Below are 15,185 nucleotides of genomic sequence, written 5' to 3'. Positions count from 1 at the left end.
AATGAGTAATAACGAAAAAGAAAATGAATTAGTTTATAGTTTAAATGATATTATGTCAGAACGCTTTGGTCGTTATGCCAAATATATTATTCAAGATCGAGCCTTGCCTGATGTTCGTGATGGTTTAAAACCAGTGCAACGCCGTATTTTATTTGCAATGAATGAATTACGATTAACTTTTAATACGAGTTATAAAAAATCGGCACGGATTGTCGGAGAAGTAATTGGTAAATATCATCCGCATGGTGATACATCAGTTTATGATGCAATGGTAAGGTTATCGCAAGATTGAAAGGTCCGTTATCCATTAATTGATATGCATGGAAACAATGGTTCAATTGATGGGGACCCAGCGGCTGCAATGCGTTATACTGAAACTCGTTTAAGTGAAATTTCCTCATTTTTATTACAAGATCTTGATAAAAAAACAGTTGCTTTTGCTCCTAATTTTGATGATTCAGAACAAGAACCTGTTGTATTACCAGCTTTATTTCCAAATTTATTAGTTAATGGTTCAACTGGAATTGCTGCTGGATATGCAACAAATATTCCACCACATAATTTACATGAAATTATTAATGCAACAATTCATTTTATTGAAAAACCAGACAGTACGGTTAAGGATTTAGTAAAATATGTTAAAGGACCTGATTTCCCAACGGGGGGAATTATTCAGGGAAAAAGTGGAATTTTAGAGGCATATCAAACAGGAAAAGGCAAAATTATTGTTCGTAGCAAAATTGAATTTGAAAACAATGCTTTAGTAATTACTGAAATTCCATATGAAGTTATTAAACAAGACTTAGTTAAAAAGATTGATGATATTAAATATAATGAACCAGGATTAAATATTAAGGAAGTTCGTGATGAAACAGACCGCGAAGGGTTACGAATTGTGATTGAATTAGGTAAACAAGCTAATGTTGAAACCGTACGGAAATTTTTATTAAAAAATACTAATTTACAAATTTCATATAATTTTAATATGGTTGCTATTGCAAATAAACAACCACGACAATTAGGATTAAAGGAAATCTTAACCCACTATGTTGAACATCAACAAGCAGTTGTTACACATCGTTCTCGTTTTGAATTAGCACGTGCACAAAAACGCTCAGAAATTGTTGCTGGGTTAATCAAAACAATTAGTATTTTAGATGAAGTAATTGCAGTTATTCGCCATTCAAAAGATCGCAGTGATGCAATTCATAATTTAGGGAAAAAATTCGGTTTTACTCAAATTCAAGCCGAAGCAATTGTCCAGTTAAGATTATACCGGTTAACTTCAACAGATATTTTACAATTAAAAGCAGAACAAAAAGAATTAATTGCAACAATTGCTGAATTAAAAGCAATTTTACGTGATATTAATAAATTAAATAGTGTTATTATTCACCAATTAGAATTAATTAAGAAAAAGTTTGTTTCACGTCGTCGTAGTGTGATTGAGAATGAAATTGAAGCAATTGAAATTCAAAAAACAGAAACAATTATTGAAAAAGATTTGAACATTTGAATTTCACGAGATGGGTATTTAAAAGCGTTAGAAAATAATCAATTAGCACGGTTAGCAACTGAAGAATTTAAACGAAAACCAGGGGATTTATGAATTGCTAATTTTCAAGCTAATACTTCTGATAAAATTTTATTAATTACTTCAAAAGGAAATTATGTTATTATTCCAGTTTATAAAATTAAAACTGTTCGGTTACGTGATATTGGTGAACATGTTAATACTATTTCTGAGTTACCAGGAGAAGAAAAAATTATTAGTGCTTTCTTATTAAATGATTTTAATAAAAAAGAACAATACATTATGTTGGCAACTAAAAATGGAATGATTAAAAAGACAGCTGTTAAAGATTTTGAAGCAACACGAATTAGCAAGGCTCTTAAAGCTATTAATTTAAAAAATGATGATGAAGTTGTTGCTAGCCAATTAGTTAATCATCATCCATATGTTGTCATAACAACAGCAAACGGTTTTATTGTTAAATATCCTAAAAAGCAAATTCCCACATTAGGGTTACGAACAGCAGGGGTAAAATCAATTAATCTACGTGATGATGTAGTTATTAATGCGGGTTATTGTGAATATGATAATTTAGTATTAATTACTAATCTTCATACTGGGAAAAAAATTGATTTAACAGAAATTCCTACATCAACACGGCCAGTAAAAGGAACACGATTATATAAGTTAAATAAAGATATTAATGAACTTGTCCGCTGAACGTTTTTAACAAAAGGGAAAGATATTTTACATATGTTAAATCAAAATGATGAAATTGAGATATTTAATACTGATAAAATGCCTATTCATAAATTAGTTACTGCTAATCATAAATTAGGCTTTGAAAATATTGTTGATATTGTTATTCCCCATTATTATGATTTAAAACTAATCCCATCAAAAAAAGGATTAGAAAGTAGTAGTGCAGCTGCAAAAAAGCATCCGCTTCATCATAATAAACATTATAATGTAAACAATCTCAAACCCCTAATTGAAGTAGCAAAACCAACGAATAATGCTGCTGTTAATAAGACAGAACCAAATGAAAAAAGTTATAATCAGGAAACAATCACCTCAGAAAATACTAACGATGAAGAAAGTGATCCCAATGTTAAATTAGCATTAATGATTCCACCAGAAGAAATTTATCAAGTTGAGCAAGTTATTGCGACAGCAGAACCAATAACAACGTTTGACCACCATGCAAATAGTAAGAAAAAAATTAACAAAAACATTTTGGGTAAACCACGCGGAGAAAAAATGCGCCAGAAAAATAAAAATATAAAAGAGACAAAAAAGAAAGTTCGAAAAGAACAACAAAGTAAACGACAATTAGAACAAACCTCAACAAATGTGGAAACTAGCACAATCGTATCTGCACCTGAACAAGAACCATCGCCATTATTTGTTCGCAAAACTTTTGGAAAAGTGAAAACAACAGCAGATATGTTAATTGAAAAGAAACCACGTGAGCAAGCTAAAGTAGCTTTAGTAAAAGCACAGGCACAACAAAATAATCAACAAAAAAATATAAAACCGACAGTTCGGTCTTTTGGCGAAGAAAAACCATCTTTTGGAAAAGTGGTCACAACAGTGGGAACTCTGCTTAAAAATAGACAACAACAAATTAATTTTGAGTTTAATAATAGCGAAAAAGATAAACCTATTATTAAAGCAAAATCACGAACAGAATGATTAAAAGCAATTGAACAAGCTCCAGCTGGAACAATTAAGGTTGGCTTAAGAAATGTTTCTTCAAATAATCATGAGCAAACAATGCAAAAAGCTGATTTTAAACAAATAAAAAATAAAAGAGTAACGAAAGCTAACTTTAAAAAAGATTTAGCAAATGATGAAACAAAAGAATTACAATTAACTATTCATGATATTTTAGATAAAAGTAAAAAATAAATTAAAAATCAGTCAAAATTGGCTGATTTTTAATATATAATCTTAGTAATGAAAGATAAAAACACGAGGAGTAAATAAAAAATGACTAATTTGGGAACAGACTTTTTAGTTAAATGTACTAATATTAATAAATTTTATCGAAAACAACATGTCTTAAAAAATGTCAGTTTAACTGTACAAAAAGGAGATCGAATTGGAGTTGTTGGACCAAATGGAACAGGGAAAACAACTCTATGTGAGATTTTAGCCCAATTACGTCGTGTTTCCAATGGCAGCAGTGAAAAACAAGTTGGAATTCGGATTGGGATGCAATTGCAAGAATCTAAATATCCTCGTGGCATTACTGGTTATGATATTTTAAATTTGTATTTAAAAGCTTATAATTTATTAATTCCACCAGAAAACATTTATCAACTTTTATTAAATTTACAAATTGAAAAAATTATGAACAAGGATATTTCAAAATTATCTGGCGGACAACAACAAAAGATTAATATTTTATTAGCATTAATTGTTGGCCCAGATTTGATTATTCTTGATGAATTAGCAACAGGCTTAGATTTAGAAATTAAAGATAAAATATATGAGATTTTAAGTATTTTTTTAGCAAATGAAAATAAAGCATTATTATTAATTTCGCATAATATGGAAGAAATTGAGAAGTTTTGTGATACTTTAATTTTTATGGTTGCAGGAGAAATTACAAAAGTAACAAAAGTAGTTGATGTTGTTGCCGAATATGGCAGTGTTGAAGCTTTTGTCAAAGATCAATTTAAAGAATATCAAATTGGCGCTTATAAAAAGGGCTATAGAACAGGAGCAATCGAACATGACAAATGAGCCAAAAACTGAACAAAATACATCGATAAAAATAAAAAATAGTTGATTAGTTAATGAAAAAGTTAATTTATCAGCCCTATATCGTTTTTTTCTAAGTTATTTGCGACGCCAAAAAATGGTTTTAATTCTTTCCGTTGTACTAATTCCAATTGCAATTCTTTGCCAAGCAATTTTTGTTAACTACCGCCAAGGACCGAATGTTATGGCACTATCAATTGGAGTTACTTTTATTGCAACGGGGGCAAGTGTTGCTGTATATATGTTAATGGGTTTTTTAATTGATTTAAAAATGTCAGTTGTCTATAAACGCATTGGATTATTAGAAATTAAACCATTAGGTTTTGTTTTAATTGTTTACGCTTATTGTTTTACCTTAGTACTAATTGCTGATGTCCTAGTTTTAATTACTAGTTTCATTATTAATGCGGTGTTAAAGATTAATTTTGCTGTTGCGTATAATTTAATTGTTCTTTTGTTTTTTATTATTTCAATTTTTATTACTGCTTTTGCAATTGCTTTAATGATTATTGCTGTTATCTTAATTAATTCACGAACAATGCAATCAATATTAACTACCATTTTAACAATTTTATTTGTCGGAGGTTCATTCTTATTTGTAGCTTTTATTCCGGCTTTATTTGGTGCGCACTATAAAGAAGCAATTTTATCAATCAAGGGCTTAAGTATTGGCTGTGTTGTTATGTTGTGTTCAGTTGTTTTAACTGGTCTCTTAATATGGTTAATTGTTCGAATTTTTCGTTGAGATAATTAAAAAAAATGAGGAAAGCAACAAAAGTAATTGGCAAATTTAAATTATTTTGCTATGATATTCTTGTTGTAAAATTCGGGAAGAATAAGATTTAAGCAGAAAAAAGGAGTAAACAAATGCGTGAAGGAATAATTTTACGTTGTGAACAATGTAAGGAAGAAAACTACATTGCAAAACGTGACAAAAAGAAACAACAGGACAAATTAGAAGTGAAAAAATATTGTTCAAAATGTAACCAACATACTTTACATAAAGAAAAAAAATAACTCATTTTAATGAGTTATTTTTTTAAAATTATTTTTATCAAAGATTAGAGTTAACATCTGTTTGGATTAACAGGTTTTATGTTATGATTAAGGTAAAGTAGATAATAATACTTTCATATCGGTGTTTTTTTGATTATTTTAAAATAGCAAAGGAAAAATGTGAAAGGAAGGAAGCACGAATGATTCGAAAAGCTACAATTATTGATCAAGACCAAATTAATCAGTTAAAACAAAAAATCATTAATAAAATTAGTCTTGATGATTATAATCTTTTAGAACAAGAAGCTATTTTACAGTATTTTCAAAATAATAATTTTTATAAAAAATTAGAAACCGAAATAGGATATGTAATTAGTTTTGAAAATAAAATTTTAGGTTATGGTGCTTATCATTCCCAACAAAATCAAATCACTGATTTATATGTTGACCCTGAATATCAAGGGTGATATTTTGGCAAAAAATTGCTGAAACAGTTAGAATTAGAAGCACAAACAAACGGTTTTTTTAGACATTACTGTGGATGATTTTTACCAGCTGTTGCTTTTTTTCAAAAGCATCATTATATTGCAATGAAGAAAAATGTTCATATTTATTCACAACAATAAGTTTTAACCTATTTTATGAAAAAATATTTTTAATTCAATAGAAAAAAATGTATAATATATCCAATAAAAGGAATGACGGGTAATGTTGAACAAATTAAATTTAGGTCCAAAAGCGTTAAAAACTTTTAAATTTTTAAATTCACTAAAATTGAATTTTCTTTCAATTGAGCGAATTTTAAAAGCAAAAACAGAATTAACTTTTGCTCAAAAAGAAACAATTTTAAATTTAATGCGCCAACAATTTAATATTAAGATTAAAGCAAATTATAATGCACGCCCAATAGGTCAAACCCATCAACGAAAACAAGCACTTAGTTTAAAAAAATTAAAAAAGATACAAAAAAACATTCTCAGCAAAGGACATTAAAAAATAAAAAACAACAAGAGATAACAAATATTTATCAAAAGCGACCTTCTTTTAGTCAAGGTAATTTATTAGAATTAACGAAGCAAAGGATTAATTTATTACGTAATGCTTCAAACAATTACAATCGAATGGGGCAAGGTGTTGTAAAATGACGAAATGCTTATTATTCAATGTTTGGCGTTAACCAAACGAATCTTGTTAAGCGCCATAAAAATTTATAATTTAAGTAAAATTAAAATCAGAAATATTATTTCTGATTTTAATTTTTTATTTACATCTTAAATAAAAATAAATAATTTTATTTACAAAAAAATTCATGATTAAGAAGTAAAAATAACTTTTTTAAAATAAAATTTTTAAGGTATAATAATTAATAAAACAGTAAAATAGAAAGGTCATTAGTGATGGAAGAATACATATCCCAGAATAATAGCAACTTAGAAACTAATTTAAAAACTAATTTTGAAACGGGTTTAACTTCAGAAGAAGTAATTGCTCGGAAAAAAAAATATGGAAAAAATGAATTACCAAAAAGTAAAGTAACCCCATGATATGTTATTTTTGGCAAAGCCTTAATTGAACCAATCCAATTAATTTTAATTGCAGCAGCTGTAATTTCAGTAATTGCGCCAATGATTGGAAATAATTGACAAATTCAGGGCGAATATTTTATTGATTTTTCAGTAATTGCAGCAATTGTTATCCTTGATGCAATTTTAGAAACAATCCAAACAGTAAAAGCTCTGAAATCAATGGCCGCTTTAAAATCTTTTTCAAAACCAAAAGCGGTCGTAATTCGAAATGATTCTCAGCAAGAAATTCCAGCCAATGAATTAACAGTTGGTGATATTGTTATTTTAGAAGCAGGAAAATATGTTCCAGCGGAACTACGCATTATTGAACAATCTGATGTATTTATTGATGAAGCAATTTTAACGGGGGAAAGTGTTCCTGTTCATAAAACAGCTTACCCAATTGAGCCAACAACAATTTTGGCAGAAATGAAAAATATTGCTTTCATGTCAACTTTTATTACAGCTGGGCGAGCAGTTGGTGTAGTTATTAAGGTTGGTCAACAAACAGAAATTGGAAAAATTGCAACAACAATTAATGAAACAGAAGAAACTGCTACAAATTTAGAAAAAAAACTAACAAAGTTTTCGTATTGAATTGCAGGCTTAAGTTTTATTATTGCTATTGTTATTTTTTTAGCATTATATTTTAATGGTAATAAAAGTGGATGAACTAATTATTTAATGGTAGCAATTACTTTAACAATTGGGGTGATTCCAGAATCATTAGCAGCAGTTGTTTCGATTACTTTATCATTTTCAACCAAACGAATGGCAAAACAAAATGTGATTGTCAAAAAACTTGCTAGTATGGAAACATTAGGAAGTGTCAATGTTATTTGTACTGATAAAACAGGAACTTTAACACAAAATAAAATGACAGTTAAAAAAGTAATGATGAATAATGCTGTAATTAATTCTGACGAATACGTTAATAGTAGTCTGGATCAGCACCAAGATTTATTTTTAAAAGCATTAGTTTTATGTAATGATAGTGTTACTGAAGATAAAGAACGGATTGGTGATCCAACAGAATTAGCATTAGTTGATTATGCTGAATTATTTGCTTATGATGAGCAAGATTCACGTGATAAATGAGAACGAATTGATGAAGTTCCTTTTGATTCTGAACGGAAATTAATGTCAACTTTAAATGTGATTGAAGGGGTTAGTACAACTTTTACAAAAGGTGCATTGGATAGTTTATTAGAACGTTGTGATCGCATTATGATTCAGAATGAAATTTTAACATTAACAAAAAAAGATAAAGAATTGTTGTTAAAGTTAGCAGATGATTTATCAGGGCAAGCATTACGGGTATTAGCTTTTGCTTATAATACTAATTTTGATGATGAACAAGACCCCGAGGCGTTAGAAAAAAAATTAATTTTTTTAGGAGCTGTTGGTATGATTGACCCTGTTCGTCAATCTGCTATTGAAGCATTAAAAAAAGCACATGCTGCTGGAATTAAAGTTGTTATGATTACTGGTGATCATGCAACAACTGCTCTAGCAATTGCCAAAGAATTAGACTTAGCTTATTCAGAATATGAAGTAATTTCTTCAGAGAAGTTAAATGCAATGACAGATAAGCAATTAATTCAAATTGTTGATAATATTAAAGTATTTGCACGAGTTAATCCTGAACATAAAGTTCGGATTGTTAATATTTTACAGCAGAAAGATTATCTTGTGTCAATGACAGGAGATGGGGTTAATGATGCTCCAAGTTTAGTAAAAGCTGATATTGGGGTAGCAATGGGAATTACTGGAACAGATGTTGCAAAACAAGCAGCTGATGTTATTTTAACGGATGATAATTTTGAAACAATTATTAAAGGGGTTAATGAAGGCCGTAATGTTTATCAAAAAATTCGCCGAGCAATTACGTTTGTGATTGGAGTTAATTTAGCAAATGTTTTATCAATTTTTATTTTATCCTTAATTAACCATGTTTCACCAGTTGAAGCAACTGATATTTTATGAATGAATTTAGTTATTGAATCAATTTTAGCAATTTGTATTGGAATGGCTGATAATGATGATACATTAATGACAATTAAACCGGTGCAAGGGAAGAATCCCTTATTTCGAAATATTTGAGGACCAATGATTCGCATTACAATTTTAACAACAAGTGTTTGTGTTGGCGCTTATTATTTTGGAATGAGTTTTGTTCCAAATCAAGCATACGAAGCTTATGGTTATCAAACAGTTTTTGATTTTTTACGAAGTAGTGATCCTAATATTACAATTGAAATGAAATTGCAAATTTCTGATTTTGGTCGAACAGGAATTTTTATTGCTTTAACTTGTGCGCCAAGTATGTTTGTTAATACTATTACTTTAACAAATTGAAAAATAAAGCAACGTTTTACTCCAATTATTAATCGACCATTAATTTATGCCGCAATAGGAGCACTTTTATTAAATATTGTTATTTTGTTTATTCCTTGAATTAATAATAAAGTACTAAACTTAAATGATTTAGAAGTTTATAATTTAAATAATTGATATTTTATTCCTTCTTGTTTATCAATGGCAATGATTCCTGTCACAATTATTGTGATAACTGACGCTTGTCATTTTTGATGACATCATGGGTTAAAACAACACTTACGAAAACTTGGTAAAATTAAAATAAGAAAGTTATAAAGGAATAATTGTATTACAAATAATTTTTAGGAAATATTATATTTAGCAATTAAGTTGTTAAAGGCACTAGGGTGCTTTTTTGTTATTATTATTCAATATAATAATAGGTATCTTATATTTCAAAAGATGAAGTTAATGAACAATATTTACTAATGTTTGCTAAATTAAATAATGGATTTTTGAAATTATTATAAGTTAATACTTATAAAATTTGATATAATAAACAGGACTATAAGGAGAAAATATGGCTATTGAAAAAACAAAAGATAAAAACTTAAATCAAAAAGAAAATCAATTATTAAATAAAAAAATAAATTCTTACACATTAGAAAAGTTAATTTGTCATAGTAATACAGGTAAGGTTGAACCAGCAAATAAAATGATTGCTGAATATTATGTTCGTCGTGATAAAGAAATGCAAGCAGCAAAAGTTCGCCGTGAACAAGCTAAACGTGGTGGAATTTATAACTTTAGTATGGCAAAATATGATAATATTTTTAAAACAGTTAATACAACAAATAAAGAATTAACAAAACAATATAATTTACATACTGCTAATCTTAAAAGTGAAAAAGTGTTACCAATTGATCGTTTTTCACCGCAATATTTAGCAAAGCAAAATAATATAGGTATTAAAAAAGAAAACGATAATCGTCCGGTAATTGATTTGTTTGATGAAAATAATAATGAAAAACAACCAGCAATTATTCTTTATGATCCAGTAAAAGAGATATATGTGATGCAAGAACCAAAATTAGAGCGAAAAGAAACATCAAGTTCTGAAACAAGTCTTGCTGGAAAACTAAAACAGCAAACTATTTCTCGTAAGAGTGGAAATATTAGTAAAAAGAAAGCAATTGAAGAAAATATTTCTAATGATATAACAAAAGATCATACGATAATCGCTAATCGTAGACGCGGTTCTTCTGATACAAATAGTATTGATCCAAGTAAAAAACCAAATTTTTTAAGTCAAATACAAGAACAAACGGATGAAACTGAAATTTTTAAGCAGAAATTAGAAGTTAATAAGCCTTTAAGTAAAAATTCACAAAAAGAAAAATCCGAACGAAAGTTTAGTAAAAAAAAATTTTTACATGACTTAGAAGTAAATCAAAAAAAAGAAAATATTAATTTACCAAATTATTATCAAACAAATTATTCAACTAAAAAAGGTTTTTCTTCTTTTTGCAGTAAAGTTTTAGATTTTTTTAAAATCACAAAATGAATTAATAAATCAAAACGATGAAATAAGTAGTATTTATAGTTTACTACTTATTTTTTTAATTAACATGAAAAAGTATTTAAAACTTAAAGAATTAAAAAATAATCTTAAAAAATAAAATTAGAGTACCATTATTTTTTTAGGAAGTATGATAAGATAAAAATAGTATTAACTTATTATCTTAATTATTTAAGAAGTGAGGAAAATTAATGGTTATTTTTGAAAATATTTGAAAATTTTTAGCAAATTATTGAGAAGCTTTTATTGCAATTTCATCGCTTATTGCAATTATTACTTTAGGAATGATATCTTTTCGAGTTCAAATGAAAAATTATCAAAAAAATTTAACACAGGAATAAAAAGTGATAGTATTTTTTTTAAAAGTTATATTCGTGCGAAAATAATTTTTATTTTAAATGATGAAGGAGAAAATGTTAAAAGTCAAAATTATTATGTTTCTTTTCGGAATTATAAGTTAATTAAATTATTTTTTTGTACTATTAATCATCATTTAAAAAAATTAATTATATTTTAAAATTAATTGTAGTATACCACACAAATTTTAAAGATTACAAGAAAATAACAAAAATAATAAAAATATTTATTTATAATAAAAAAATATCATAAAATAAATAAATAAAAAATATAAAATTAAACACACTAAAAAATAATTTATTAAATTTTAATTAATAAATACATATTTTATTATTTTAATAACATATTTTATGAGTTAATTTACATATTATTAATTAATTAAAATATGATAAACTTATTTAGTTTAAACACAAAAACTTAATAATTTAAAATTATTTAATTAAACTTAAACTATTCAAAAAATTAAATGGTGTCTGAAAATTTAAAGACTTATGTACTCTTTCAAAATTATAAAAATAATAATAATCATTTAATTTATTCTGTAACCTAACTGCATTTAATATTTTTTCTTCAAATACAAATAATTTAGTATAATTTTGATGAAATCTTTCAATCTTACCGTTTGACTGTGGAGAGCGAACTGGTGTTGTTTGATGCAAAATATTTTTATCTGTTAAAAATTGAGTAAAATTAGTCTTTTTAACACTAATTTTTTGATTATTCCGATAATTATTAATAAATTCAGAACCGTTATCAGTTCTAATTAGTGTTATTTTAATACCAAATATATTTTTAAAATCACTAATTACTTTTTTAACAGCAGCAATAGCATTATCAATACTTAATTTATCATAAACATATCCTAATGCTAATCTTGTTTTTTCATCAATAAAATCATAAACATAATACTTTTTATCAACTGGAAATTTACTTGGTACAAAATATTTAGCGTCCATCTGTAACAAACCTATTTCTTTAACTTCATATCTTAGATGTTGTTTTTTAATTTCTTTAATTTTATTTTTTATTTTTAATCATCTTTCATCTTTTTTAAGTCAACGAAAAAATGTTTTTAAATTTTTTGGTGCTTTATTTTTTAATTCTTCTCCATGAATTCCTTTTTTTAAATTATAAAACAAAGATAAAACACCACCAGCATGTTTATTACAATATTCAAAATATAAATCACAAATAATTTTGCGAATATCATCACTATATTGATAATTAATATTATTAGGAATTGTTGACTTTAATAATAATTCAGCAAAATCATTATTTTTATATGCAATTAAAATTTTATTCGCTCAATAATAAAAAGTTGAAAACTTATTTTTAAAATATTTTTTAATTAAATCTTTCAACAAAAAATTACCATTATAATAATCATTACACAAATTAATATATGAAAATATTTTTTGTTTTATTCTTTTATAATATTTATTTTTATAATTTTTACTTAAAAAATTTTTTAATTTTGCTTGTAAATCAAACAAATTAAAATTATTAATAATATATTTCATTAATTTACACCTACCATCAAAAATATATAAAATTAATATTTAATACGAATAATTGATATATAATTGATATAAGATAAAATCAATTATATATAAAAAAATAAAAAGGAGTAATCTATATGAAAAGAATACTTAGCATAATAGGAGCAATCGGATTAACCGCAACAAGCACAACAACATTAATCGGTTGTGAAAAATCTGAAAAACCAAATAATAATGAAGAAAATAAACCGACAACACCAACGCCAGTACAACAACCACCAAAAGATAGTAATTGAAAATTAGTCGATAATAAAGATGAAGAAAAAAATCGTAATAAAATTTATATTGGAATTTGAGAAAATGGATCAAATTATAAAATTATTAATTGAAAAGCAAATCCAGCACAACCTAAATGACCCTTATATCATTTTGAAATTGTTTATCGTTGAGATGGTGTGGGTGAACCGCAAATTCCAACTATTAATCCTAATACTGGTGAAATTACTGATTGAAAAGAACAAAAAGGAACTTAATAACAGTTCCTTTTTTATATTAATCGCACAAATTTCATAAAGATAATTAATAAAAAGATATTTGTTATTGTACTATACAATGCTGGATTAAATTTTCATACCTCAAATATTTGACTAAAAAAACTATATACTGTTTCAAAAACCTTACCAACACCACTCGCTAATTCATTAACTTGTTTAACACCAGGAATAGTGTTGACAATTCAAATCACCGCATTTTTAATATGAGCACCAAAATCTCATCAACCTTTAGGAGTTATATATTGCACTTGAAATCATTGTTTATCGGGGAACAAACCCACCATTATTAATTTCTTGTCAATTATAAATCCCAAAATTAAAATCATAATATCGGTACATATCATTCTCTTTTTGTGCTTGCAATTCAAAAACATTATAACCGATTTTTTGTTCTTCAATTTTTTTATATTGCAAACCATATTTATTTTGTAAATTACCGCCAAAAACATAACCCGAATTTAACTTAATATCATAATTATTAGCAACCGAAAAATCATAATTAAAAACACTACCATAATTATTAATCGTATAAAACCGATTTTTAAATGCTGAATATAATTTAATATCTAATTGCTTATATTTATCCGAAAAATAAAAATATCGTGGGTAAATTTTAAAACCATTATTTACTAACAAACCATATTTTTTATTATAACCTTGAACATAAGTGTTATTCTCTAAATCAAAAATCGTACGTAAATAATTAGTATAAAATTTTTGTGAAATCTTAAACATACTATTTAATAATTTATCAAATTGTAATTTATCGTTAATATTTTCACTCAACAAAATATTATTAAAATTTTGTAATTTCAACGCAAAAAAGTTAACTAAAACAGTATCATATTGTAAATTATCAATATATCCATTTTCAATAAACGAACTACGATTTTGAAACACTGGCACCAAAGCACTTGCAAAAAAAGACTGTAAAAACTTAGATAAATAAAACTGACCGCTAAACTGTTGATAATACTTTAAATCTTTACTATTTAATGATGAATAAATTGAACCATTAAAATTAAAAACTTCACCCATTCCCGTTCGGATAAAACTAAAATTAAAACTTAAATCATCATTATTAATATTATTTAACTCTAAACTACCAGAAATAATTAAATTTGCTTCATCAACAGTCAAAATCATCCGATAAATTGCTTTTTTAATATTTTTAACATCAAACTCATCAACCGTCTCAAAATCAAAAATTATCCGCTTTGTTTCAACCTTATTCGGATTTTTATAATCCGCACTACCACCTTGCTGAACTCTAATATTTTCTTGCAAAACAGAATATAAAGATAAACTAATAAATTCTTTTACGCGAGTTTGTTGATAACTATTTCAGTCAATAATTTCACCAGTATTAGGATTAATAGTTGGAATTTGCGGTTCACCCACACCATCTCAACGATAAACAATTTCAAAATGATATAAGGGTCATTTAGGTTGTGCTGGATTTGCTTTTCAATTAATAATTTTATAATTTGATCCATTTTCTCAAATTCCAATATAAATTTTATTACGATTTTTTTCTTCATCTTTATTATCGACTAATTTTCAATTATCTTGGTTTAACTTAACTCTTGGATAATGATTTTCTTTATAACGATCAACATTCTCCATAATTTTTTTCGATACATCAAACATCTTATATTTTACAGCAAAGGCATAAATAAAATCAGTTAAATCATTCAAAAAATTCTCTTTTTTAACATCATAAAATTTTTCAACCATAAACTGATTTTTTAAACTATGTCATTGTCGATAATAATTCAAAAATATTTCATTAGGTTTATCATAAACAACTCCCGTGGAATAACTATCTTGTAAAAAATCTAAATACCATTTATCATTAAACAATAAATTTTTTGATGTTTTTAAAGTTGGATTAATAAAATAATTTGTTTCCGACCAATTTTCAAAAAAACTACTGCGTAAAAACATTGTATTAATAAAATCAGTTTCATTAATACCTTTACAAAAAGTTAAAATAAATATGGCAAATAAAGATAACGATTTTTTCATAAACTT

11 protein-coding genes and 1 pseudogene are annotated in these 15,185 nt (G+C 26.2%); 10 read left to right on the top strand and 2 right to left on the bottom strand.

Annotation, left to right across the window (positions count from 1 at the left end; genetic code table 4):
- The first annotated feature begins 1 nt into the window (after position 1).
- From parC to SDAV_RS12075, 9 genes are all read left to right on the top strand, one after another.
- Positions 2 to 3,424, top strand: coding sequence for a DNA topoisomerase IV subunit A (gene parC, locus SDAV_RS06980; RefSeq protein WP_114565027.1), 3,423 nt, complete (start codon positions 2 to 4; stop codon positions 3,422 to 3,424).
- A gap of 81 nt (positions 3,425 to 3,505) precedes the next feature.
- The gene (locus tag SDAV_RS06975; RefSeq protein ID WP_114565026.1) at positions 3,506 to 4,306 is read left to right on the top strand and encodes an ATP-binding cassette domain-containing protein; all 801 of its coding nucleotides are present in this window, start codon (positions 3,506 to 3,508) and stop codon (positions 4,304 to 4,306) included.
- Positions 4,254 to 5,036 carry a hypothetical protein gene (locus SDAV_RS06970; protein ID WP_114565025.1) on the top strand — a complete coding sequence of 261 codons (783 nt, stop codon included), beginning with the start codon at positions 4,254 to 4,256 and terminating at the stop codon, positions 5,034 to 5,036. The genes SDAV_RS06975 and SDAV_RS06970 overlap by 53 nt, the downstream gene beginning before the upstream one ends.
- Positions 5,037 to 5,149: 113 nt before the next feature.
- Entirely contained in the window at positions 5,150 to 5,299 is a 150-nt protein-coding gene (rpmG, locus tag SDAV_RS06965) for a 50S ribosomal protein L33 (protein ID WP_004028258.1), read from the top strand.
- A gap of 179 nt (positions 5,300 to 5,478) precedes the next feature.
- Positions 5,479 to 5,904, top strand: a complete 426-nt coding sequence (locus SDAV_RS06960) for a GNAT family N-acetyltransferase (protein WP_114565024.1) — start codon at positions 5,479 to 5,481, stop codon at positions 5,902 to 5,904.
- An 82-nt stretch (positions 5,905 to 5,986) separates the two neighbouring features.
- A complete protein-coding gene (locus tag SDAV_RS13350; protein WP_245938321.1) occupies positions 5,987 to 6,271 on the top strand; it encodes a hypothetical protein in 285 nt (94 codons plus the stop codon).
- A gap of 404 nt (positions 6,272 to 6,675) precedes the next feature.
- Positions 6,676 to 9,498: a cation-translocating P-type ATPase gene (locus SDAV_RS06950; protein ID WP_114565023.1), complete on the top strand. Its 2,823-nt coding sequence runs from the start codon at positions 6,676 to 6,678 to the stop codon at positions 9,496 to 9,498.
- A 244-nt stretch (positions 9,499 to 9,742) separates the two neighbouring features.
- Entirely contained in the window at positions 9,743 to 10,756 is a 1,014-nt protein-coding gene (locus tag SDAV_RS06945; RefSeq protein ID WP_114565022.1) for a hypothetical protein, read from the top strand.
- Positions 10,757 to 10,932: 176 nt separating this feature from the next.
- A complete protein-coding gene (locus tag SDAV_RS12075) occupies positions 10,933 to 11,082 on the top strand; it encodes a hypothetical protein (RefSeq protein ID WP_186823342.1) in 150 nt (49 codons plus the stop codon).
- Positions 11,083 to 11,529: 447 nt separating this feature from the next.
- Here the strand turns inward: SDAV_RS12075 and SDAV_RS06940 are convergent, their stop codons facing one another.
- On the bottom strand, positions 11,530 to 12,618 hold the full coding sequence (locus tag SDAV_RS06940) for a DDE-type integrase/transposase/recombinase (protein ID WP_114565021.1): 1,089 nt from the start codon (positions 12,616 to 12,618) through the stop codon (positions 11,530 to 11,532).
- A 116-nt stretch (positions 12,619 to 12,734) separates the two neighbouring features.
- On the opposite strand from SDAV_RS06940, the gene SDAV_RS06935 reads away from it, so the two are divergent.
- Complete coding sequence (locus SDAV_RS06935) at positions 12,735 to 13,130, top strand: lipoprotein (protein WP_114565020.1); 396 nt, start codon at positions 12,735 to 12,737, stop codon at positions 13,128 to 13,130.
- Between the two features lie 14 nt (positions 13,131 to 13,144).
- On the opposite strand, the pseudogene SDAV_RS06930 reads toward SDAV_RS06935, so the two are convergent.
- Positions 13,145 to 15,179: pseudogene (locus SDAV_RS06930) on the bottom strand (spiroplasma phage ORF1-like family protein).
- Positions 15,180 to 15,185: the final 6 nt, after the last annotated feature.

Source organism: Spiroplasma phoeniceum P40 (genome assembly GCF_003339775.1).
GTDB lineage: Bacteria > Bacillota_I > Bacilli_A > Mycoplasmatales > Mycoplasmataceae > Spiroplasma > Spiroplasma phoeniceum.
The sequence above is the reverse complement of the archived record's forward strand: the minus strand, read 5'-3'. Positions and strand labels throughout refer to the sequence as shown.